The sequence below is a fragment of the Oceanobacillus sp. FSL K6-0118 genome (genome assembly GCF_038006665.1).
GTDB lineage: Bacteria > Bacillota > Bacilli > Bacillales > Amphibacillaceae > Oceanobacillus > Oceanobacillus caeni.
Map to the genome: position 1 here is coordinate 2,145,432 of NZ_JBBOVR010000001.1, position 21,875 is coordinate 2,167,306.

General features: G+C 35.7%; 22 protein-coding genes and 2 riboswitches. Of the genes, 15 read left to right on the top strand and 7 right to left on the bottom strand.

The window, feature by feature from the left end; all coding sequences use genetic code 11:
- Positions 1-259: 259 nt before the first annotated feature.
- The 4 genes from MHI02_RS10985 to queF all read right to left on the bottom strand — a co-directional run bounded on the left by MHI02_RS10985 (position 260) and on the right by queF (position 2,968).
- Entirely contained in the window at positions 260-589 is a 330-nt protein-coding gene (locus MHI02_RS10985) for a hypothetical protein (protein ID WP_047185088.1), read from the bottom strand.
- 585 nt (positions 590-1,174) lie between these two features.
- On the bottom strand, positions 1,175-1,714 hold the full coding sequence (locus MHI02_RS10990) for a VUT family protein (protein ID WP_341166112.1): 540 nt from the start codon (positions 1,712-1,714) through the stop codon (positions 1,175-1,177).
- Between the two features lie 4 nt (positions 1,715-1,718).
- Positions 1,719-2,378 carry a 7-cyano-7-deazaguanine synthase QueC gene (gene queC / locus MHI02_RS10995; protein ID WP_341165911.1) on the bottom strand — a complete coding sequence of 220 codons (660 nt, stop codon included), beginning with the start codon at positions 2,376-2,378 and terminating at the stop codon, positions 1,719-1,721.
- A gap of 45 nt (positions 2,379-2,423) precedes the next feature.
- Positions 2,424-2,466, bottom strand: a riboswitch (PreQ1 riboswitch).
- A gap of 1 nt (position 2,467) precedes the next feature.
- A complete protein-coding gene (gene queF / locus MHI02_RS11000; RefSeq protein ID WP_047185086.1) occupies positions 2,468-2,968 on the bottom strand; it encodes a preQ(1) synthase in 501 nt (166 codons plus the stop codon).
- A 105-nt stretch (positions 2,969-3,073) separates the two neighbouring features.
- Positions 3,074-3,120: riboswitch (PreQ1 riboswitch) on the bottom strand.
- 244 nt (positions 3,121-3,364) lie between these two features.
- Between queF and MHI02_RS11005 the strand changes: the two genes are divergently transcribed.
- The 5 genes from MHI02_RS11005 to MHI02_RS11025 all read left to right on the top strand — a co-directional run bounded on the left by MHI02_RS11005 (position 3,365) and on the right by MHI02_RS11025 (position 9,477).
- Complete coding sequence (locus MHI02_RS11005) at positions 3,365-4,735, top strand: FAD-binding oxidoreductase (protein ID WP_047185085.1); 1,371 nt, start codon at positions 3,365-3,367, stop codon at positions 4,733-4,735.
- Between the two features lie 320 nt (positions 4,736-5,055).
- Entirely contained in the window at positions 5,056-5,760 is a 705-nt protein-coding gene (locus MHI02_RS11010; protein ID WP_204798775.1) for a response regulator transcription factor, read from the top strand.
- Positions 5,757-6,752 carry a sensor histidine kinase gene (locus tag MHI02_RS11015; protein WP_145523632.1) on the top strand — a complete coding sequence of 332 codons (996 nt, stop codon included), beginning with the start codon at positions 5,757-5,759 and terminating at the stop codon, positions 6,750-6,752. The genes MHI02_RS11010 and MHI02_RS11015 overlap by 4 nt, the downstream gene beginning before the upstream one ends.
- A gap of 90 nt (positions 6,753-6,842) precedes the next feature.
- On the top strand, positions 6,843-7,607 hold the full coding sequence (locus MHI02_RS11020; protein WP_341165912.1) for an ABC transporter ATP-binding protein: 765 nt from the start codon (positions 6,843-6,845) through the stop codon (positions 7,605-7,607).
- Complete coding sequence (locus MHI02_RS11025; RefSeq protein ID WP_341165913.1) at positions 7,582-9,477, top strand: ABC transporter permease; 1,896 nt, start codon at positions 7,582-7,584, stop codon at positions 9,475-9,477. The genes MHI02_RS11020 and MHI02_RS11025 overlap by 26 nt, the downstream gene beginning before the upstream one ends.
- Before the next feature lie 71 nt (positions 9,478-9,548).
- Here the strand turns inward: MHI02_RS11025 and MHI02_RS11030 are convergent, their stop codons facing one another.
- Complete coding sequence (locus tag MHI02_RS11030) at positions 9,549-10,499, bottom strand: NADP-dependent oxidoreductase (RefSeq protein ID WP_341165914.1); 951 nt, start codon at positions 10,497-10,499, stop codon at positions 9,549-9,551.
- 339 nt (positions 10,500-10,838) lie between these two features.
- Here MHI02_RS11030 and MHI02_RS11035 point away from each other — a divergent pair, with 339 nt between their 5' ends.
- From MHI02_RS11035 to MHI02_RS11060, 6 genes are all read left to right on the top strand, one after another.
- Positions 10,839-11,720 (top strand): LysR family transcriptional regulator, encoded by an 882-nt coding sequence (locus tag MHI02_RS11035; RefSeq protein WP_047185079.1) that lies wholly within the window; start codon positions 10,839-10,841, stop codon positions 11,718-11,720.
- A 104-nt stretch (positions 11,721-11,824) separates the two neighbouring features.
- Positions 11,825-12,196, top strand: coding sequence for a CidA/LrgA family protein (locus MHI02_RS11040; RefSeq protein ID WP_052771702.1), 372 nt, complete (start codon positions 11,825-11,827; stop codon positions 12,194-12,196).
- Entirely contained in the window at positions 12,196-12,867 is a 672-nt protein-coding gene (locus MHI02_RS11045) for an LrgB family protein (protein ID WP_047185078.1), read from the top strand. Before MHI02_RS11040 ends, MHI02_RS11045 begins: the two co-directional genes overlap by 1 nt.
- Before the next feature lie 385 nt (positions 12,868-13,252).
- Complete coding sequence (locus tag MHI02_RS11050; RefSeq protein WP_047185077.1) at positions 13,253-13,591, top strand: nucleotidyltransferase domain-containing protein; 339 nt, start codon at positions 13,253-13,255, stop codon at positions 13,589-13,591.
- The gene (locus tag MHI02_RS11055) at positions 13,560-13,964 is read left to right on the top strand and encodes a nucleotidyltransferase substrate binding protein (protein WP_047185076.1); all 405 of its coding nucleotides are present in this window, start codon (positions 13,560-13,562) and stop codon (positions 13,962-13,964) included. The genes MHI02_RS11050 and MHI02_RS11055 overlap by 32 nt, the downstream gene beginning before the upstream one ends.
- Positions 13,965-14,221: 257 nt before the next feature.
- The gene (locus tag MHI02_RS11060) at positions 14,222-15,175 is read left to right on the top strand and encodes a glycine betaine ABC transporter substrate-binding protein (protein WP_341165915.1); all 954 of its coding nucleotides are present in this window, start codon (positions 14,222-14,224) and stop codon (positions 15,173-15,175) included.
- A gap of 407 nt (positions 15,176-15,582) precedes the next feature.
- Here MHI02_RS11060 and MHI02_RS11065 read toward each other — a convergent pair whose 3' ends face one another.
- Positions 15,583-16,227: an FMN-dependent NADH-azoreductase gene (locus MHI02_RS11065; RefSeq protein ID WP_047185074.1), complete on the bottom strand. Its 645-nt coding sequence runs from the start codon at positions 16,225-16,227 to the stop codon at positions 15,583-15,585.
- Positions 16,228-16,536: 309 nt separating this feature from the next.
- On the opposite strand from MHI02_RS11065, the gene MHI02_RS11070 reads away from it, so the two are divergent.
- Complete coding sequence (locus MHI02_RS11070) at positions 16,537-17,106, top strand: DUF4256 domain-containing protein (RefSeq protein ID WP_047185073.1); 570 nt, start codon at positions 16,537-16,539, stop codon at positions 17,104-17,106.
- A gap of 553 nt (positions 17,107-17,659) precedes the next feature.
- Entirely contained in the window at positions 17,660-18,937 is a 1,278-nt protein-coding gene (locus MHI02_RS11075; protein WP_047185072.1) for an MFS transporter, read from the top strand.
- Positions 18,938-19,148: 211 nt separating this feature from the next.
- Here the strand turns inward: MHI02_RS11075 and MHI02_RS11080 are convergent, their stop codons facing one another.
- Positions 19,149-19,313, bottom strand: a complete 165-nt coding sequence (locus MHI02_RS11080; RefSeq protein WP_157851576.1) for a hypothetical protein — start codon at positions 19,311-19,313, stop codon at positions 19,149-19,151.
- Between the two features lie 234 nt (positions 19,314-19,547).
- Here MHI02_RS11080 and MHI02_RS11085 point away from each other — a divergent pair, with 234 nt between their 5' ends.
- Both MHI02_RS11085 and MHI02_RS11090 read left to right on the top strand, forming a co-directional pair.
- A complete protein-coding gene (locus MHI02_RS11085) occupies positions 19,548-20,315 on the top strand; it encodes a FixH family protein (protein ID WP_047185071.1) in 768 nt (255 codons plus the stop codon).
- A 165-nt stretch (positions 20,316-20,480) separates the two neighbouring features.
- Positions 20,481-21,740, top strand: a complete 1,260-nt coding sequence (locus tag MHI02_RS11090) for a cytochrome P450 (protein WP_047185070.1) — start codon at positions 20,481-20,483, stop codon at positions 21,738-21,740.
- Positions 21,741-21,875: the final 135 nt, after the last annotated feature.

The window sequence follows — 21,875 nt, forward strand, 5'->3', positions numbered from 1 at the left end:
CTTTCTCGAAAATAGAAGTAGCCTTGATGCATATTATCATCAAGGCTACTCCGATTTTTGAATGGCTTATTTGCTTTTTATAAGGATTAAAAAGGGTGTTTGGAATCCATTAACATCCACACCATTTTACTCATGTTTGAAAATGCTCATGATTGCTTGAGAAATTTCAATTCCCTGAAACGTGAAAAGTGTTAAAGCTGTTACAGAGAATAACCCCATCATAATAAATCTCATCCACATTATTTTATCCTCCTTTGAATTAGAAATATAAAGGTTTCTTATTCAAAGGAATGATCACATAGTTTAATTGATAAAATATGGGTGTAAATAATATTTTTCTCCTTATAGGGATAATTAAAAAGTTCAGGGACTGATTAAGAACCATGTGTATTAAAGTAATAGATATTAGAGTAATGAAGTGTACAATTTTATCTGTACCACCATTATCAATGGATAAATGTTCAACTGAAATGCTGTTTTCCATAATACTGTTTTGATCTGTATTAGCATGATTGTGATCATGTATCAAAAATAACTGAGAAAAGGGGAGAAAAAGTAAAAGAATCATTACAGCTATATGCTTACCCATCATCTTCACCACCTCTAAAGGGTCACTACTATATGCAAAAATAAAAAATCTTAGCATCATATATAATTATTATTTTATACAGCTAAGTACTTGTATTATTCATATTCAATTTAATTTTATTATTTATTATGCTATTTTATCATATTTATGATTTTTATGGTAACGTAGCTATCATAAGTAAATATATATTGGCCATAAAGAACTCTTCAAAGATATAAGACCACTGAAAAAACCCCTAAAAAATAGCCTTAGAAAAAGAAATAAAAACCACTTATTCATTCTATTTTAGGTTCTTTGTCGTATAAGTGACCGTTTGCTACGTTTGAACCGAATTTCGGGCACTCATTGAGATAGTAATTGTTTTTCGAATGCTGAGAAAAAAACAGATTCTCCCCATAAAAAAAGCATACCAATCTCCTTGAATTTGGTATGCTATCTGACCTAATAAAAGCAACGCGCTAAAACTCCTATGCTTCCTCATCATCTTCCAAAGATATAAACGGATTTTTTAATCTGTCTACCTTTAGGGGAGCATATCTAGCTCATTTATTATTTGTAAAAATACTACTTAAACTTCACCTGAATTTATCCCACCGTAATACGTCTTGCTCTCACCACATACACTTGATTTAGAACAAGAGCTCCAATTAACTGGATAACTGTTTTTGCAATAACCTGCCCTAAAATCGCTGCTGGCACAGCTTCCCATGGGATAAATCCTGCACCGATTGGACTTAATCCAACGATAACGAAAACAACGGAATCTAGTAATCCACCAACAATTCCGCTATAAAATACACGCCATGCGATTGGTAGTTTTAATCTAGTATAAATCTCTGTATCTGCTGTTTCAGAAATAATAAAGGAAAGTGCGGAGGCTGCGACAATCATTAGGGTATCGCCAAGTAAAGAGGACACCGCACCGGATAAGATTAATGCTGTCAAGATAAATAAATAGGTCTTTTTTCTTCCGTACTTGTTTTGCACCAAGTCACGAAATATAAAGGTCGCACCTATTAAAAATGTTCCCATTGGAATGATGAAAATACCAATCTCGAGGGGCATGATTGCCGCGGTTGTCACGTTTGCCGTGACAATGGAAATTAAATATAAAAAAACGCGCAACATATTATTTCTCTCCCTTGGCCAGTAAGTATTGCTCTAAACCATGATTACGGAGCTTACACGCTGGACACTCGCCACAACCATCAGCCTTTATTCCGTTATAACATGTTAAGGTTTTTTTCCGGATGAAATCCATTACACCTAACTCATCAGAAAGCCTCCAAACATCCCTTTTATCCAACCACATTAGGGGAGTATGGATAACAAAACCCTCATCCATTGCTAGATTCAATGTCACATTTAATGATTTGATAAAACTATCTCGGCAATCTGGATAGCCACTAAAATCTGTTTCACTAACTCCTGTCACAAGATGCCTTGCACCAACTTGCTTTGCTAACACACCAGCGAAGGATAGAAAAAGTAAATTTCTCCCTGGTACAAAAGTGTTTGGAAGCCTAGTTCCATCACCATCAGCTATCTCCATATCGTCCCGTGTTAAAGCATTGGGTGCTAATTGATGTAGAAGCGACATATCTAAAATATGGTGTTTGACACCGAGATCTTCTGCAATTTCTTTGGCGCATTCGATTTCTAATTGATGTCGTTGGCCATAATCAAAGGTAACTGTTTCGACCTCTTTAAATTGTTCTTTTGCCCAGAATAAACAGGTCGTACTGTCCTGCCCTCCGCTAAAAACAACAATGGCTTTATTCTTTTCCATGTAAAAACTCCTTTTCAAAAAGAAAAAACAACACTAAGATGGGTTGTTTTCTTAGTTTTTTATAGAGGGTAGCTAGAACCTCTACCTATTTAACGATTATCTATATTTTCCGGATTAAGATCATGATTCATCAAGCGATGCATAGCCATTTCCTCATACTTTGTCCCTGGTTTTCCATAATTACACCAAGGGTCAATAGAAATACCGCCACGAGGAGTGAATTTACCCCAAACCTCAATATAACGTGGATCAAGTAATTCAATTAGATCATTCATAATGATATTCACACAATCCTCATGAAAATCTCCATGATTTCTGAAACTAAATAAATATAATTTCAATGATTTACTTTCTACAATCTTTTGATCAGGTATGTACGAAATATACATCGTCGCAAAATCAGGTTGCCCTGTAATCGGACATAAACTAGTAAACTCTGGACAATTGAATTTTACAAAATAATCCCGATTAGAATGGATGTTATTTACGGATTCTAATACTTCAGGTGTATAGTCCGTTGCGTAATTCGTTTCCTTATTACCAAGTAGAGTTAAATCCTTCAAACCTTGTTTCTCGCTTCTTCCAGACATAAAAAAACCTCCCTGTAATGTTTCCGAACACTACGGAGAGGTCATAGCAAACTATGATTCTAACAAAAAAGCCACATCCAATTATGGACATGGCGAATTGTCATTGTATCCATAGTTTTTTATAGAGGGTTTCAGCTATGAACCTCTTCCGATCAGTTGTTCAATTCTTACTTATCATAACCTTAGAAGGGAGATTATGTCAATATGGTTTATTTGTTCGGTTGCTTTTTCGGTCATGATGAAACCAAGGGGAGCTCACTTTAAATTCGCATCAGGGGTTATTGAATTAGTCGAAAAAACATTATAATATGAATAATATCAATTTATATAAATATTATTATAAATTAAATAAATTGAAAAATGGTGTAAAACTTACAAGGTGAGAGGGGCAGCAAAATGGAAACCGTACTAAATGCTTTAAAAAGAAAACTATCTGACGAGCAAATTACGACGAATCAAACGGTAAGAGAATTACATAGCAGGGATGAAACATATCATCAAACAAGTCTTCCAGATGTGGTGGTATATCCAAAATCGACAAAGGATGTAAGCCATATTATGGAGGTTGCACAAGAGTTTAAGATTCCAATAACACCATTTGGAGTTGGGACCAGTTTAGAAGGACATGTTATTCCATATCAACATGGCATCTCCATTGATTTTTCTTTGATGAATAAAATTATTGAAATAAAGGAAAGTGACTTACTTGTCACGGTTCAGCCTGGTGTGACTAGAGAACAATTGAATAAAGAACTCAAAAAGTATGGGTTATTCTTCTCGGTCGATCCAGGTGCAAATGCAACTATCGGAGGAATGGCGGCTACGAATGCTAGTGGAACTACGACAGTAAAGTATGGGGTGATGCGCGATCAGGTGCGTGATATCGAAGTGGTTCTTGCCGATGGAAGTGTGATACATACAGGGAGTTTAGCAGCTAAATCTGCATCGGGTTATCATTTAAATGGATTATTTGTTGGTTCAGAGGGAACGCTTGGCTGTTTCACGGAGATAACATTACAAGTATATGGCATTCCAGAACATATGGTTGCTGCTCGTGCAACATTCCCAAGTTTCACTCATGCAATTGATGCTGTTACTTCGATTATCCATGCAGGGGTACCGATTGCACGAGTGGAATTTGTGGATGAGGCTTCAATGATTCAAATTAATAAATTTAGTGAAACAGATTATCCAGTAGAACCAACCCTTTTCTTGGAATTCCATGGTAATGAAGCCGGTTTACAAGCGGATGTTGATTTCACTAAGGAAATCATGAAGGATAATAAGTGTCAGGAATTTATTTTTGAAACCGATACTGCAGCACGTAATCATTTATGGCATGCCCGCCATAATCTAGCCTATGCCTATGTCCATGATTATGTTGGCAAGAAGATGATGCTTACGGATGTTGCCGTTCCCATATCCGAGTTAGCAAATGCGGTAACTTTTGCCAGGAAGGAGTTAGATAAATTAGGAATTCCGGGTGGACTCGTAGGTCACGTCGGGGATGGCAACTTTCATTCATTGATTATGATTGATATGGCAAATACGGAAGAAGTACAAAAAGCGAAAGAATTTAATGAAAAGATTGTGCTTTATGCACTACAGCGTGGTGGAACATGTACTGGAGAGCATGGTGTAGGCGTTGGAAAAAAACAATACCAGCAGCTGGAGCATGGAACAGCACTCGGAGTAATGAAACAAATTAAAAAGGTACTAGATCCAAATAACATTTTAAATCCTAATAAAATTATAGATATAGAATAGGGGGCAACAAGATAAATTGAGTTTGTCTAATAGGATACTTACTATACGGTAGCTGAAGTTTCATTCATAATAAAAAATCACTTGTTACAAATACACATACATTTTAGTCCACATCTATTATAGGTGTGGACTATTTTATCCCACCTAAACGGCAGTAAGACTCCCACTCCAAACTTTTGAGGAAACAAAAAAGGTAGGCGGGAGATCAACTGCCTGCTATCAAAAGTTGCTTGGTTCCCTGCAATAAAAAATGGCATTAGGTGAAACGGTTATGTTAAATTAAACTTAACTTATTTAATGGAACTAGGAGAAATTCAAACATGGAAAAAATCATGATTGTTGAAGATGATTTAAAAATTGCAGAATACCTTTGCAAGCACATAGAAAAGTACGGATATGAAGTGATCATCGCTAAAGATTTTGAAAATATAATGGCTACTTTCCGTGATGCTCAGCCTAATCTTCTTTTACTAGATATTAATTTACCTAGTTTTGACGGATATTATTGGTGCAGGCAAATTCGTAAAGAGTCTATTTGCCCCGTAATTTTCATTTCCGCACGTACAGGGGAGATGGACCAAGTAATGGCAATAGAAAATGGTGGGGACGATTTTATTACGAAGCCTTTTCATCCTGATATTGTCATGGCAAAAATACGAAGTCAAATGCGACGTGCATATGGAGAATATGCGGCAAACTATAAAGAGAGAGTACTTATTCAAGGAGACTTAACCTTATATCCTGAACGACTTAAACTACAATTTAAAAATGAAGTCACAACATTAACAAAGAACGAAACCGATATTATTGAAAGTCTGTTGGAACGATATCCCCGAGTTGCTGGTCGTCAAGATTTATTGGCGAAACTTTGGGATGATCAAACATATGTCGATGAAAATACGCTGAATGTTAATATTGCCCGAGTTCGGAAAAAGTTTCAAGAATTAGGAATGAACGATGCTGTAGAAACCGTTAGAGGAGCAGGATACCGTCTACGTATTACATGGGAAGAGGAGAAGGCATGAGATTATTTCTTCGTGAGCATTTTTTACTCATTGTGATACTGGTTATCCAAGTTTTCATAATACCTATACTATTTTGGTTAGATGGTTACAGAGGGCTAAGTGTAAGTATTTATGCTGTTTTTTTATCCTTAGTATTCTTAACAGCAGTTTTTATCTATCGATACATTAGTAGAAAAAAATTCTATCAAAGGTTACAGAATTCAATAGATTCACTGGATGAATCTCTCGAGACCACCGAACAAGCCCCAATATCAGAAGCGCTTGATCAGTTACTTCGCGCTCAGTATCGTTTATATCAAGAAGCACTTCAAAAAGCAGAAGACAGACAGGATGAGCATTTGTTATTTATGGATCGTTGGGTACATCAAATGAAGACACCCCTTTCTGTGATTGAACTAACCGCACAAACACTAGATGAGCCAGAATCGTCTAGCATTCGGGAGGAAACGGAGCGAATGCGAAATGGATTGAATACTGTGCTTTATATGGCAAGACTTCGTACGATTGCGGAAGACTTTCATATTAAGCCAGTCCTCCTATCCAAATTAATACATGAAGTGAATCAAGAAAACAAACGCTTTTACATTCGTAATGAAGTGTACCCACAATTGAAGGAAGATAAGCTTGGAATAACAGTGGCAACTGATGAGAAGTGGCTTTTCTTTCTATTGACGCAACTAGTACATAATGCTGTTAAATATTCTACTGGAAAAACAAATCGAATCGTCCTATCTCTTTATGAACGTTCGGGGGAAGCAGTACTGGAAGTAAAAGATTTTGGCATAGGTATCCCGGTTGTGGATCAGAAGCGTGTGTTCCATAAATTTTATACTGGGGAAAATGGTAGAAAAAATCGGGAATCAACAGGGATGGGGCTTTATTTGGTAAAGGAAGTTGCAAGGAGGTTAGAGCACGCTATTGAATTGGAATCCAAAGTTGGTGAAGGAACGACTGTTCGGATTGTTTTTTCGAATACACAAAACCTTACATAGATGTAAGATTCATGAAAGCATAATCGATAGTTTATCGTGAACCTTCTAGGCTATACTTCATATAGAAGCTTTCAGAAGAGGAGAATGATTATGCTTGAACTAACAAATGTAAGTAAGGTTTATGAAGGCAAGGTAGCTTATCGTGCCCTTACAGATATCAATTTAGAAATTGAAAAAGGTGAATTTGTCGCCATTATGGGTCCGTCCGGTAGTGGGAAAACGACATTACTAAATATTATTTCCACAAACGATGCACCATCAACGGGGGAAGTTAAAATCGAAGGAACTAATCCACATAAGCTAAAGAAAAATGATTTAGCCAAATTCCGTAGAAATGAACTAGGATTTGTCTTTCAGGATTTTAATTTACTCCATACATTGACTGTCGAAGAAAATATTGTACTACCTCTTACACTAGAGGGGACTCGTGTTAAAGAAATGAAGGAAAAAGCACGTGAAATTGCAGAGAGTCTTGGGATTACAGCAATCATGAACAAACGTACTTACGAAATATCCGGAGGTCAAGCACAACGAGTAGCAATTGCAAGGGCGATGATTCATCGGCCTAGACTACTGTTAGCCGATGAGCCAACTGGGAACCTAGATTCGAAAGCATCAAAGGATGTCATGAAAATGCTTGTATCCATCAATGAAAAGGAAAAAACGAGCTTGTTAATGGTAACACATGACCCACAAGCGGCAAGTTATTCCGACCGCGTTATTTTTATTCGTGATGGTAAGCTCCATTCCGAAATTCATCGAGGAGAGAGTAGACAAGCATTCTTCCAGAAAATAATTGACATGCTCTCGTTGATGGGAGGCGATGGCAATGACTTTTCGTCAGTTCGCGTTTAATAATGTGTTACGTAATAAACGATTGTACATTGCGTATTTTCTTAGTAGTATGTTTACGGTGATGGTATTTTTCACTTTTGCCATTTTTGCATTCCATCCGGCGTTTTCAAGTGGTACCATCAATAAGAATGCTTTATTTGGTATGGCTGTTGCTGGAGGAATTATCTATGTATTTTCCTTCTTTTTCGTCCTATATTCGATGAGTTCTTTCTTACAATCAAGAAAGAAGGAATTTGGCTTATTAATGATGCTTGGGGCTTCGGATAGGCAAATTCGTCTGATGGTATTTCTAGAAAATATCTTAATTGGATTAATGGCTACTATCGGCGGAATCCTGATGGGCTTAGTATTTGCAAAAGCTGTTTTATTAATTGCCGAAAATGTATTAATCATTAGTGAGTCACTAAATTTTTATTTTCCTACACTTGCCATGGTTGTGACGTTTATTAGCTTTATTTTTCTATTTTTTTGTATATCCCTTTTTGTTTCGTTTATACTTCGTACGAACAAACTTATCGATTTAATTAAAGGGGATAAACAGCCTAAAAAAGAACCGAAAGCTTCTGTTATCCTATCCATTATAGCAGCATTACTACTTATTGTTGGTTATGGCACAGCTCTGACTGTTAAGGGTGTTTCGGTAGTTTTTGCAATGGTTCCGGTTATTATCGTTGTTACACTTGGCACATACTTGTTATTTACACAATTGAGTGTGTATATGATACGTCGATTGAAACACAATAAATCTTTCTTTTGGCGGAAAACAAATATGCTACTGTTCTCAGATTTATCTTTTCGAATGAAGGATAACGCAAGAACGTTTTTTATGGTAGCCATTATATCAACAGTTGCTTTTAGTGCAATTGGCTCATTATATGGGTTTCAGTCCTACCTTACCAAAGGAATAAAAGACGTTAATCCGTATAACATTACCTATTCGCCATGGGCGGATGATAGTAAAGAAGTTATCGAGAAAGATATTAGTACCGTCAATACGATCCTAAAGGAAGAAAATATTGTTGCGAAGATGGAAAAAGTAGAGTTGAACTATTTTAAGACTCCAGCACGAGATGATGGTGTATTGATTGCGAAAGCTTCTGATTATAACCGTTTTGCGGCATTAATAGGGGATAAGCCGCTTGATCCAAACGAAAAGGAAGCAATTGTGGTGGAACAGAGTGGTGCACTACTTACTCAAGGTCCTAAAGCAAGTGAAGCGTTGAAGGAGTCTAAGGTTGAATTAAATAATGGAAAAGAAATACAACCGAGCACCGTCGTAAAATCTGAAGTATTGTCAGAATTAAATGGGTATTATGTTGTAAATGACAAAGTCTATGATCAACTTGGCACACCGGTAAATAGTAATCTAAGTATTGTATGGAAAACGAAGGATATGACTACAGATCAAGTAGTTGAAATGGGAAGAAGATTTGATGAACAACTGTCTCATAAAGCATTTTCCACTGATTACACGATTTATGAAATTAATAAAGCGTATGGACCGATATTATTCATTGGTTTGTTTATTGGTATTGTGTTCTTCGTCTCTGCAGGAAGCTTTCTTTATTTCCGATTATTTACAGATATAGATGAAGAAAAGCGGAAGTTCCGTTCTATTGCAAAAATTGGATTGACACAGTCAGAGTTGAAAAAAGTAGTGAATAAACAGATTGCCCTGTTATTTTTCTCGCCAATTGTTGTTGCATTAGTTCACGGTGCCGTTGCACTTACGGCTTTATCTCATTTATTTGACTACAATTTAACGATAGAAGCATCTATCGTATTAGGAAGTTTTGCTTTTATTCAAATTCTGTATTTCTTAATTGTACGATTCTTCTATGTAAAACAAGTGAATAAGGCGATCTTCTAAGTAAAGTGAAAGCAAGAAAATTAAAAAGCACCTACAAACGTTGATATAACAATGCTTGTAGGTGCTTTAATTTAATTTTCGTCTCCATTTTCAATTTGAATAACAATTTTTCCTTTAGCATGGTGAGTTTCACTTAGTGCATGTGCTTCAGTTAACCCTTTTTCAGAAAAAGGAAACTTGTGTCCTATGATCACTTTAACTTTTCCTTGCTTTAAGAGTTCAGCAATCTCTGCTAATTGTTTTCCATTAGGATTGAGCCAAACTAGACCAGATTTAATGTTTTTCTGATTTGCCTTTTCCTTATTAGGTTCAGAAACAATGGATGCTAACTTTCCACCGTTTTTTAGGACGGTAAAACTTTTTTCTTGAATCTCTCCACCAAGGGAATCTAGAACAAAGTCAAAGTCCTCTAATACCGTTTCAAAATCTTCTTTTTTGTAATCAATCACTTCGTCAGCACCCAGGGATTTTAAAAATTCAACATTATGTGTACCTGCTGTTGTCGCAACATAGGCACCAGCATTTTTTGCAAATTGAATAGCGAATGAACCTACCCCGCCAGCACCTGCATGAATAAGCACTTTATCTCCACTTTTTACTTGGCCAAAGTCGAATAAACATTGCCATGCTGTTAATCCTGCAAGTGGTACGCAAGCCGCTTCTTCAAAACTTACATTCTCAGGAATTCTGGCAAGCAAGTGTGAATCAACAACGGTGTATTCAGCATAGGTTCCTCTGTTTGTTGTTTCAGGTCGAGCAAATACTCTATCTCCTATTTTGAATTCCGTAACATTTTTTCCTACTTCATCTACCACTCCTGCGGCATCCCAACCCAAAACAATGGGAAAATCAAAAGGAAGACTAGATTTTAAATAACCTTCTCGAAGTTTCCAGTCGATTGGATTAATCGATGTAGCATGTAATTTAACAACAACCTGATTATCTCCAGGTTGTGGCTTTTCTATTTCTCTTTCCTTTAATTGTTCTTTCCCACCATACTGGTCAATAACAATTGCTTTCACGTTTATCACCCTTTATTTCACTGAACATACTTCTACTCAGTTTTAATTTCTAATAGAAAGTTATTATTTCCTATATACTATTATAGTATGCTAATTGCTTAATTGCTTTTATTTTGCACTAAGTGTTTCCACTATGAAAAAGGTCAGTTTCCCACGGTGTTAAAGTGTTAGTGTAGCGGAGGATTGACTAAGACTTTTTCTCTCTTGATCAACATATGGATTCGTAGCATTTATAGAGGGGCATCATCATTTGTTGTAAAATAGACTTATGATAAGCCATCTAAATCCTGTCATGGTTAGTGTGGTGGCTATGTATTAATATTTTGGGAGGTATTTATTTTGGAATTAAGGCAATTAGTTTATTTCATAGAGGTGGCCAAACATAAGAATATAACGAAAGCTTCGGAGGAAATGCATATTTCTCAGCCAGCTTTAAGCAAGTCTATCATTGCTTTAGAAGATGAGCTAGGTACACCGTTAATTATCCGTACGAATAAAGCCATTGAATTAACGGATGCTGGTGAAGTTTTATTAAAATATGCTGTGAAAATGACAAGTGTATTGGACGAAATGTACCAGTCGATAAGTGATTTGACAAATCTTTCTATAGGACAGATTAACATTGGACTTCCCCCTTTTATCGGAAGTTTATTTTTTCCAAAGGTGCTGGCCAAATTTCACCATACTTATCCTAATATCAAATTAGATATTACCGAATATGGCGGTGCTAGAGTAGTTAAAAGTGTTGAAGAAGGGGAAATAGAGCTTGGAGTAGCGGTACAGCCCTTAGATGAACAAGCGTTCAATGTTTACCCAATAGTGAAAGAGGAAATGAAGCTAGTCGTCCATAAGGATCATCCGCTTGCATTAAAAGAAGAAGTACATATAAGAGATTTAAGAAATGAAGAATTTATTTTTTATCATGAGGAATTTGCCTTAAACGAAATTATTCGCAATCACTTTTTAATAATGGCAGGTTATGAACCTAAAATTCTCTTTAAAAGTACGCAGTGGGATTTAATGTCTGAGATGGTTGAGGCGAATCTAGGGGTGACTATTTTGCCACAGTCGATCTGTAACCGCCTATATGCCAAGGATATTGAAATCATAAGTCTTAGACCAACTATTATGTGGAGATTAGCTGTTATTACGAAGAAAGGTCGCTATATTTCCAATGCTGGAAGAGCGTTTATTGATTTTATTTTGAAGGAACCATTATAACTAAAAGTTATGAAAGGTATTCTGGATATGTATTTCACAAATGGGACATATCGGAGTAATATGATTCTTAGTTAATATGAATTTATAAAGAAAGGCTGTCATTCATGTTGAAAATAGGAGTCATTATTTTACAAGTGTGTTTTTTACATGTTTTTCTTTTTTTAGGAATGGCACTGAAACATATTCTTCCTCTGCCAATCCCTGCTTCTATGTTCGGATTGTTCTTATTGTTTCTAGCTCTCTACTGTAAGGTGATTAAACTAGAGTGGGTGGAACAAGGTGCCAAGTGGCTAATGGCGGAGTTGTTACTATTCTTTATCCCTTCTGCAGTAGGAATTGTCAATTATGAACAAATTATAAGTATACAAGGTTTAGAAATTGTCGTCTTAATTGCCATTAGTACAATGATTGTTATGGGGATGACTGCCATAACAGCAGAAAGAATTTTAGCAAGGAAACGAAGTGAACGGCATTGATGATGATTGTATTTACTATTTTAACGTATTTTCTTTATTTATTTTCTAAAAAGGTTTATGGCAAAATACCATTTCCTATTTTTCAGCCATTATTACTAGCTCCAATATTATTAATCATGTTGATTACCATCATGCATGTATCTGCTAATCAGTATTTAGAGGATGCGAAATGGTTATCGCATATGCTTGGTCCGGCTACCATTGCTTTTGCTGTGCCTATATATAAACATTTCTCGACTATAAAAAAATATATGGTTACCATCCTAATTAGCATTACGACTGGAACGCTTGTAGCAATTTTTTCAACTTATTTATTATCAAAATTAATTCATTTGAATTCTGATTTTCTTATTTCGATTCTTCCAAGATCAATTACCACTCCTATAGCTATAGAAGTATCAAAGGAAATTGGTGGCTTACCGACGTTAACGACGGTTTTTGTTATTATAACAGGTGTTATGGGTGGAGTTGTAGGTCCAGCTGTTCTTAAATGGCTTTCCATCAAAACACCGATTGCGAAGGGGTTAGCATTAGGAATGGGAGCACATGGTGTCGGTACCAATAAAGCAATGGAATACGGGAAACAGGAAGAGGTATTTTCTTCCATTGCAATGATTTTTGCAGCGTTTATTACCCTAGGCTGGGGGACATTGTTCATTCTCTTTATCTAGGAAGTAAGATATTTATAACTTTAAAATAACTACTAACATCGATTGTAAACAAGATAGTCAACTATCTATATTTGGGATCAATTTCCTACCATACTAAAATCTTAGCATGGCGGGAGCTGATCCTTTTTTATAACTATCATCGTAATAACGTTTGCTCAACCTCATCTAGACCATCGCGATATCTCTTCACTAATTTATATAGTAGCAAGAAAAGAAGAAGAGAAGTAAGTTTTCAATTAATAATTAATCAGTCTTCTTAATCCTATTTTTGCAAAAATGGGTAGTTCAATTATGATATGTTATAATACTGTTGAGATAAAGTGATGATTAAAAGAACAAATAACCTTTTGAAATAACAATTAAAATCAATCGCGGGGGTGTTACCATGTCGGACTCCATAGAACAAATCAATGTACCTGAACGATTCTTAACGGAATTAACAAATTACTGTTCCAACAATAACAAAATTGAAAAAGTCCTTTTGTTTGGCTCAAGGGCCCGTGGAGATTTCCAATTTAATTCAGACATCGATTTAGCCCTTTATACTACTGATATCACACACAGTGATCAAAACATGATAGAGTATATGATTCAAGAAATACCTACTCCTTTAAAAATAGATATTGTATTTATGGATCGATTATTAAAAGAAGAATTGATTAAGAATATAAAACGAGATGGGGTGATTTTATATGAGCAAGGAAAGGCTGTACGAAAAGCTTAAGGATTTTGAAAAGGCAAGTTCTCGACTAAACGAGGCGGTGAATTTGGATGCTGAAAATGATATTATTGTAGATGGCGTTATTCAACGTTTTGAATTCACCTTTGAATTAAGCTGGAAATTAATGAAGATATTCCTTGAATATACTGGAATAAGCGATATAAGAAGCCCAAGGGGAGCAATTCGTGAAGCTTTCTCCTATGGATTAATAAAGGATGGGGAAAGTTGGATTGATATGTTGATAGATCGAAATAAAACCTCACATATTCACGACGAAGAAGAAGCAAGATTAATATATGAAAAAATTACAAAAACGTATAATAAATTGCTGTTAGACTTTTCTAGATTAATGGATGAAAAAATAAAAGAAATATAATCATAGCGGGATAGCGAGGAATAGCTCTCCCGTTTTTTGTTTTCGAAAAAGGAAGGAAATGAAGTAATTTTAAATAATCTTAAGGAATTCTATGTATAAGAGCGCATTCCCTATACAGTATAAACTGTATACTTAATTTAAACGGAATTAAGTAATTATACGGTTTGGTTTGTCTTTGTTAAAGGTTTATTATAATTACGTAGCAAAAAGGTTTGCTAATCAATATAAGTTAAGAAAAAACAAAAGGGAGAGAAAAAATGAATAAAATAAAAGGAAAAATGATATTTTTAGTTTTCGGATTATTAACACTACTAATAGTTGCAGGTTGCGGTTCAGAAAATGAAACAAGTAGTGATGATGGATCAGATACTAGCAAGAATGAATCAAATGCAACGGAAGATATGAATTATAGTGAAGCAGTTGATTACACCATCACAGGTATTGAACCAGGTGCTGGAATTAGTGTATCAACGGAAAAGGCGTTAGAAGAATATGATTCATTAAAAGGCTGGAATGTGATGTTTTCATCGACAGCGGGATTAATTTCAGAACTGGACACAGCAATACAAAATGAAGAACCAATTATCATTACCGGGTGGAATCCGCATTGGATGTTTGCGAAATATCCAGATTTGAAATATTTAGAAGATCCTAAAGGTGTATATGGTGAAACAGAAAAGATTAAGACGCTTGCAAGAAAGGGTCTTAAAGATGATATGCCGAATGCCTACAAACTACTGGATCAATTTCATTGGGAAGTAGAAGATATGGAAAGCATTATGAATGAAGCACAAGAAAGCGGAGAAGAAATAGAAACGATTGCCGAAAAATGGGTGAAAGAAAACCAAGACAAAGTGGATAAGTGGAAAGAAGGTGTAAAAGAAGTAGACGGTAAATCAATCGAATTGATATCAACACCGTGGGATTCCGAACGCGCATCATCCGGAGTGGTAAAAGCTGTATTGGAGCAACTTGGCTATGATGTAACCGTAACACCAGTTGATGTTGCTATCATGTTCGAATCGATTGCCAATGGAGATGGTGATGCAACACTTGCAGCCTGGTTACCATTAACACATAATGATTTTTACGAAAAATATAAGGATGAAATCGATGACTTAGGTGAAAATTTAAACGGTGCAAAGATTGGGCTTGTTGTTCCAGCCTATATGGATATTAATTCCATTGAAGACCTTCAGCCAAATGAATAATATACGATTATACCAATCCAAGATGCGGTTTTTAAGCATTAGGAGTAAGTGATAGGGTAGAATTAATCGAAAAGGAAAACAAAACACATAAGGATTTAAAAAAGAGCAAAGCAATAAAATAATAAGGACTGAATGGTGCTGTAACACCATCCAGTCTAAATAGTGCAAAAGCCCTTCAAGGGGGCGACTCACGATAATTAGAGAAATAACTACTAACAGGCTCATTGGGTGGTTATTTTTTTGAGTAAATGACAGCAGAATAGCCACCATGACATTCTGTAGATTATTCGAGAGTTAATACATTTTAACCACAAAAATGAAGAAAATAAAAAAGGCTACAGGCGATTCACCTATAGCACGTTAATATATCATTCCATATAAACTTTCAGAGGAAATTTATATTTTATTTACACTTTCTGAGTTAACCCTACTAAACGCTGTGCGCAAGCTTTTACTTCTTCCATACCTGTAGTAATGATTTCTTGCGCTTTATCCGGCATCGCATTATGGCCTTCAATAATTACTTCATCGATGATATCCATACCAAAAATACCGCTGAATACATTACGCATATAGTTAACAGACATGTCCATTGTAGCAGTTTCTGGTGTTGAATAAACACCTCCACGGGCGTTTAGGAAGATTGCCTTTTTATCTGTCATAAGTTGAATCATATTACCTTCCGCATCATATTTAAATGCAAATCCTGAAGAATAAACATAATCTATGAAAGTGTGTAACTTAGCAGGGATTGTTAAATTCCATAACGGGAATGCAAATACTACAACGTCTGCAGCGGATAGAACATCCATTGCTTTTTGTTTAGCCGCCAAAAGACGTGATTCATAATCTGTTAATTCCTTATTGTTTTGTACTTTACCGAAAGCATCGAATAATTCTTGGCCGAAATAAGGCATATCTTCTTCAAAAACATCATAAATGGTTACGTTTACGTCTTTACCTTCCAATTCAGCTAAGAAAGTTTCGTACATTTTACTAGAAATTCCCTGTGAAGCTGGGCGATTATTTGCTTTTATAACTAATACGTTCATTAAGAGCCTCTCCTTTGTTAAAAAATATAATTATACGACAGTGTATCTAATAGTTATTTATCCGTCGTTATATGAACTAAAGGGTTATAATAACAAAGAAAAGTTATTAGTACAACTGATTTACTCAATAAGTTTTTAATATTTTGTAATATTTATCCCACCTAATCGAGAAGTAATACTCTTATCTCAAGCTTCTGGGGAAAACAAAGAAGATAGGTGGGCGTTTTTCAACTAGTTTAAATTTGTTTCAATCCAAAAATTATATATACTTAAATCATTACAATTAATAAAAGTAAGGGAGAAACTTATATGACAAAGGAAAATAAAAAAGAGTTGTCACTAGAACAACGTGAAGAATTACTCCAAGTGTTGAAAGCTCGTTTTGAGAAAAATATGAACCGCCATGAAGGCCTTGAATGGTCTGATATCCAAGCAAAGCTAGATGCAAATACGGAGAAACTGTGGTCACTCCATGAAATGGAAAGGACTGGCGGTGAACCGGACGTTGTTGGTTACGATGAAGCAAGAGGCGAATACATTTTTTATGATTGTTCAAAAGAAAGTCCTAAAGGTCGTAGAAGTGTTTGTTATGACCGGGAAGCGCTGGAATCAAGGAAAAAACATAAACCGGAAAACAACGCTATGGATATGGCAACTGCTATGGGAATTGAACTTCTAACGGAAGAACAATATCGAGCGTTGCAACGGCTTGATAATTTCGATATGAAAACATCGAGTTGGATACAAACACCGTCCGATATCAGAGAACGAGGTGGTGCTCTTTTTTGTGATTATCGCTATGGCCATGTCTTCGTGTATCATAACGGTGCGGAATCTTACTATGGTGCTAGAGGGTTCCGTGGATCTTTAAGGGTCTAAATTTTGAATCCATTTTTCCGCTATCAGGCACTTAATAAATGAAATCCAATAGTGATGTAATAAATCGACTAATTTATATACAAAATAGGCCAGAGTTTGAATCTGGCCTATTTGCTTTATTGGGTGCTTCACACTAGGTGAGAATTAGCTACGAGTATTCCTTGCATTCGATCTGCCTTTTGCTCGTCGTTGCTCATCTGGTAGCTTGGCTTTATTTGTTTTCACCTTATCTGTTTTTCCGTCTTTAACCATGTTCATTCCTCCAATATATGATATGGTACGGTTTTTCGGTTCATGAAATATGCATGGAAAGTTGGGTTAGATACTGCATATTTCTTCAAACACATTAATATTTAACCGAATACAACCATTATTACATTTACCGGAATGAAAGTAATTATTCATTGAAGGAGTTTCACTGACAGTCGGTGAGTATAGATAATGTAGTAAAGGCATTATGGACCTTTACGATATTGTACAAATTATACAGTTAGAGCTGTATTCTTTAAATTTTTTCTTTAATAGGGTATGCTTAAAGTACCAATATAATTATATGTTGAAGGAAGGTAATACAATCGTTGATTCAGAATTAACGGTCAAGCGTAACTTAGCAATCATGTGGTTTGCTAATTTTTTTATTGCCGGAAGTATGACAATGGTTATTCCATTCCTTTCCTTATACATTGAATCAATGGGAAACTTCTCTGATTCATATGTTCAAACATGGTCAGGATTAACTTTCGCGGTTACCTTTGTCACAGCATTTATTTTTTCACCGATTTGGGGAAGATTTGGTGATAAACACGGAAGAAAACCGATTCTCATTATATCTGCTATAGGAATTGGCGTTTCTGTTTTTCTAATGGGGTTTGCTACAACGGTTTGGCAACTTTTTTTATTACGGCTTTTTATGGGAATTGTAACCGGCTTTATCCCAATGTCTCAAGCTTTCATTTCAACACAAACACCTAAAGAAGTCGCTGGTAAAGTACTTGGAACATTGCAAACTGGAAATATTACGGGCTCATTAATGGGACCAATGCTAGGGGGAATACTTGCTGATACGTTTGGTTTTGCTGGGACATTTAAGTGGATTTCATTAACAATCTTTATTTCAGCCATTCTCGTAGCTTTTGGAATAAAAGAAATCAACGTTAAACTCTCAAATGATGCAAAAGATTATAAATCTTACTCTAGTAAAGAAGTAATCCTATATATATTACGTAGTCCTGTACTACTCGTTGTTTTGCTCTTATCTACACTTGTTCAAATCGCACACTTTAGTATTCAGCCCATTCTTTCCTTATTTGTTGCCGAAATTCATGGCCCTGAAAGTTTGGCATTCTTTGCAGGCTTAGCCTTTTCAGCCGCGGGCCTGGGAAATTTACTAATGTCAAGACGTTGGGGGAAATATGGAGATAAGCATGGACATACTAAGATTCTAATCATTTTACTTTTTGTTGCAGGAATGGTTTACTTACCAGGTGCATTTGTAACGAATATATGGCAACTTGTCATTTTACGATTCTTATTAGGTGTATCCATAGGTGGTATTGTTCCAGTTCGAATGGCTTACATACGAACTGCAGCACCACTTTCCATGCAAGGAGAAGTAATAGGATACAATACTAGTTTACGATTTTTAGGGAATATCATTGGACCTGCACTTGGTGGATTTTTGGCTGCAATCAATGGGTTCTCTACAGTATTTGTTGTAACGAGTTTACTTCTTATTGTAAGCGGAGTGCTCATGCTTGTTACATGGTATAAATTCGAATACTTGGCCGAACAGGAACAGTCCTTTCCTACGCGTTCTAGACATTCGCATTAACAGAGATATAACTGTAAAATTACACTAATTAGCATATCAGTATTGAATCGTTATTTGAACGTTCTAAGATTTTAGCTATAACTATTTTGAATTTTTGATGAATATTTAGATAGGGGATTCCCCCTATCTATTTTAATGCACAAAACAGAATAAAAAGACACTCACATTGCAAATTAACCTGGATTAAGCAATTGAAGTTGTTCCATTAAAGTTACATATCTTCATTATCTTTATCATTATTCTTAGGATTATTAATATCTAGCTCAATATTATTTTTTCCTAAAAGGTCCACAAAGGTCTCATTAAGATTTTCTCCATAGAAACCTTTGTTTAATTCAAGAATTCCTTGTTCTGGTTGGTTTTGTTTTTTCTTCATTTGAAAGTATCCCTCCTTACCATTAATTTGTCCAAGAAACACGTATCCTATGTTTTAAAATCACTACTGATGTGTAACAAGGCGTTTTCACATATCTTTCACATATAATCTATTGATTAGCTGTCATGCTACTGTTACATTGTTGTTAGGGTGCAAGTCCGTATCCTTAAGTTGAATGGAAATGACCCGTGTTCTAGAAAACATCATTAGACAAAGTAGTGGAGGTTATGAAAAGTGGGGAGAAGAATTTTAATATTGATTGTGGCATTAACAATGGCTGTTTTAGCTGCATGTAATAATGATAATGATACGGATCAGTCGCAGGAATCAGAAGAGCTAAAAATGCTTGAAGTTGATTTCGAAGTAGTTGATAAGGCTGATGTAGGTGAAACAGTAGAATTGAAGGCAATCGTTACATATGGGGATGAAAAAGTGAAGGATGCGGATGAAGTCACTTTTGAATATTGGAAACAAGGAAATGAAGAGGATAGTACTAAGATTGAAGCTAACAATAATGAGGATGGTACATACACAGCACAAGTATCTTTTGATTCAGATGGAGTTTATGAAATGTATGCCCATACGACGGCAAGAGATTTGCACACGATGCCGAAAAAATCAATTACCATTGGAGACGGAGCAAGTTCCAATCACGAGGATGAACATCAACATGATGGAGAAACCCATGAACATTCTGGTCATGGGGAAGGTCTTGATATGCACTTTATAAAACCAGAAAATACGAAGGTAAATGAAGAAGTAAAGCTTACTGTAAATTTACAGATGAAGGATGAACCGTTTGAGGGCGCTCGTGTCCGATATGAAATTGTTAATGACAACTCGGATATACATGATTGGGTTGACGCGGACGAAACTGTTTCAGGTGAATACACTAATTCCTATTCGTTTGCTAAAGAAGGAATGTACAAAATAGTCATTCATGTTGAAAATGACGAAGGTCTTCATGAACATACAGAGCATCAGATCGAAGTGAATAAATAGAAAAAGAGGGAAGGGAGCTACTCTTCCTTTTTATTTTGTCAAGCATTTGAAACACACATAGCCGTCATCTGTTTTCTTTTTGGCTTCTCATATAATAAGGATATACAAGACATACTAATGATAGGAGTCCGATTTCTAACCAATAATTAAATGGAGTGAGTGATAATGCCATATCGAGAGCAGATTCCAATTGATAAAGGTTTTGATAATACATTAGCTATGTTGAAAGATGGCTATTTATACATATCAAATCGAAGAAAACGTTTTGGAAGAGATATGTTTGAAACTAGGTTGCTAGGTGGACAGAAGACTGTTTGCATTGCTGGGGAAGAGGCCGTTAAAATTTTCTATGACGAATTAAAGTTGAAAAGAAATGGAGCCGCTCCCAAAAGATTACGGCAAACTTTATTCGGTGAAAAATCGATACAAACAATAGATGATTCCAGTCACAAACATCGAAAACAATTATTTTTGTCACTAATGACGGAGAAACGACTACAAGATGTTGTAAGGATATTTAGAGAGGAATGGACATCAACGCTTGATGTGTGGATTCATAAGGAAAAGATTGTTTTATATGAAGAAGTAACAAACATATTAGCTACGACAGCTTGTAAATGGGCAGGGGTTCCATTACCCCAAAATGATATCGCCATCAGAGCAAGACAATTGGAGGCGTTATTTGATTCCGCTGGATCTGTTGGTCCACGACATTGGAAAGGGAGACAAGCTCGGAATACTTTAGAGATGTGGTTGCAAAACATAGTTAAAGATGTTCGTAAAGGGAACCTTGATGCACCTGAAGAAACAGCCCTACATCGTATGACTTGGTATCGGGACACACATGGAGAACTTTTAAATCCCGAGGTAGTAGCTGTAGAGATCCTTAATATTATACGTCCAATTGTTGCTATTACTATCTATATTGTTTTTGTTGCATTATCCTTAGTTGAAAATCCGAAAGAAAAAGAAAGGCTATCCCACGCCAGGGAAGATGTTTATGAAATGTTTGTACAGGAAGTACGCCGCTATTATCCATTTTTCCCATGTGCAGTAGCTAGAGTACGTGAAGATTTTCTATGGAAAGGACATGATTTTAAAAAGGGAAACCTTGTTCTGTTAGATATTTATGGGACAAATCACCATCCTGATATATGGAATAATCCAGAGCAATTTAATCCTGAACGGTTCAAAGATAGAACAGAGAATCCCTATGATTTTATTCCTCAAGGTGGCGGAAAGTATGCTAAAGGTCATCGTTGTCCTGGGGAAGTATTGACTATTGAAATAATGAAAACAAGCTTAAACTTGCTGGTGAATCATATGGATTACAATGTACCAGACCAAAACCTAAGTTATAGTATGAGGCGAATGCCGAGTTTACCGAAAAGCAGATTTATCATGAATCAAGTGAAGAAAATTTAATTCAAGGTATGGCTACTACAAGAGAAAACAACCATTAGCCAAAAAACGTGTATTCGGAAAATCCGAATACACGTTTTTGGCTTATTAGCATTGATAAAATATCCTGTGTTTTTTTGCCTGTAATGACGATAGTGT

Excerpts from the sequence above, each read along its gene's own strand:
- MHI02_RS10985 (WP_047185088.1), bottom strand. The coding sequence starts at position 589 with ATGGGTAAGCATATAGCTGTAATGATTCTTTTACTTTTTCTCCCCTTT.
- queC (WP_341165911.1), bottom strand. The coding sequence starts at position 2,378 with ATGGAAAAGAATAAAGCCATTGTTGTTTTTAGCGGAGGGCAGGACAGT.
- queF (WP_047185086.1), bottom strand. The coding sequence starts at position 2,968 with ATGTCTGGAAGAAGCGAGAAACAAGGTTTGAAGGATTTAACTCTACTT.
- MHI02_RS11005 (WP_047185085.1), top strand. The coding sequence starts at position 3,365 with ATGGAAACCGTACTAAATGCTTTAAAAAGAAAACTATCTGACGAGCAA.
- MHI02_RS11010 (WP_204798775.1), top strand. The coding sequence starts at position 5,056 with ATGGAAAAAATCATGATTGTTGAAGATGATTTAAAAATTGCAGAATAC.
- MHI02_RS11015 (WP_145523632.1), top strand. The coding sequence starts at position 5,757 with ATGAGATTATTTCTTCGTGAGCATTTTTTACTCATTGTGATACTGGTT.
- MHI02_RS11020 (WP_341165912.1), top strand. The coding sequence starts at position 6,843 with ATGCTTGAACTAACAAATGTAAGTAAGGTTTATGAAGGCAAGGTAGCT.
- MHI02_RS11025 (WP_341165913.1), top strand. The coding sequence starts at position 7,582 with ATGACTTTTCGTCAGTTCGCGTTTAATAATGTGTTACGTAATAAACGA.
- MHI02_RS11040 (WP_052771702.1), top strand. The coding sequence starts at position 11,825 with ATGTTGAAAATAGGAGTCATTATTTTACAAGTGTGTTTTTTACATGTT.
- MHI02_RS11045 (WP_047185078.1), top strand. The coding sequence starts at position 12,196 with ATGATGATTGTATTTACTATTTTAACGTATTTTCTTTATTTATTTTCT.
- MHI02_RS11050 (WP_047185077.1), top strand. The coding sequence starts at position 13,253 with ATGTCGGACTCCATAGAACAAATCAATGTACCTGAACGATTCTTAACG.
- MHI02_RS11055 (WP_047185076.1), top strand. The coding sequence starts at position 13,560 with ATGAGCAAGGAAAGGCTGTACGAAAAGCTTAAGGATTTTGAAAAGGCA.
- MHI02_RS11060 (WP_341165915.1), top strand. The coding sequence starts at position 14,222 with ATGAATAAAATAAAAGGAAAAATGATATTTTTAGTTTTCGGATTATTA.
- MHI02_RS11065 (WP_047185074.1), bottom strand. The coding sequence starts at position 16,227 with ATGAACGTATTAGTTATAAAAGCAAATAATCGCCCAGCTTCACAGGGA.
- MHI02_RS11070 (WP_047185073.1), top strand. The coding sequence starts at position 16,537 with ATGACAAAGGAAAATAAAAAAGAGTTGTCACTAGAACAACGTGAAGAA.
- MHI02_RS11075 (WP_047185072.1), top strand. The coding sequence starts at position 17,660 with ATGTTGAAGGAAGGTAATACAATCGTTGATTCAGAATTAACGGTCAAG.
- MHI02_RS11080 (WP_157851576.1), bottom strand. The coding sequence starts at position 19,313 with ATGAAGAAAAAACAAAACCAACCAGAACAAGGAATTCTTGAATTAAAC.
- MHI02_RS11090 (WP_047185070.1), top strand. The coding sequence starts at position 20,481 with ATGCCATATCGAGAGCAGATTCCAATTGATAAAGGTTTTGATAATACA.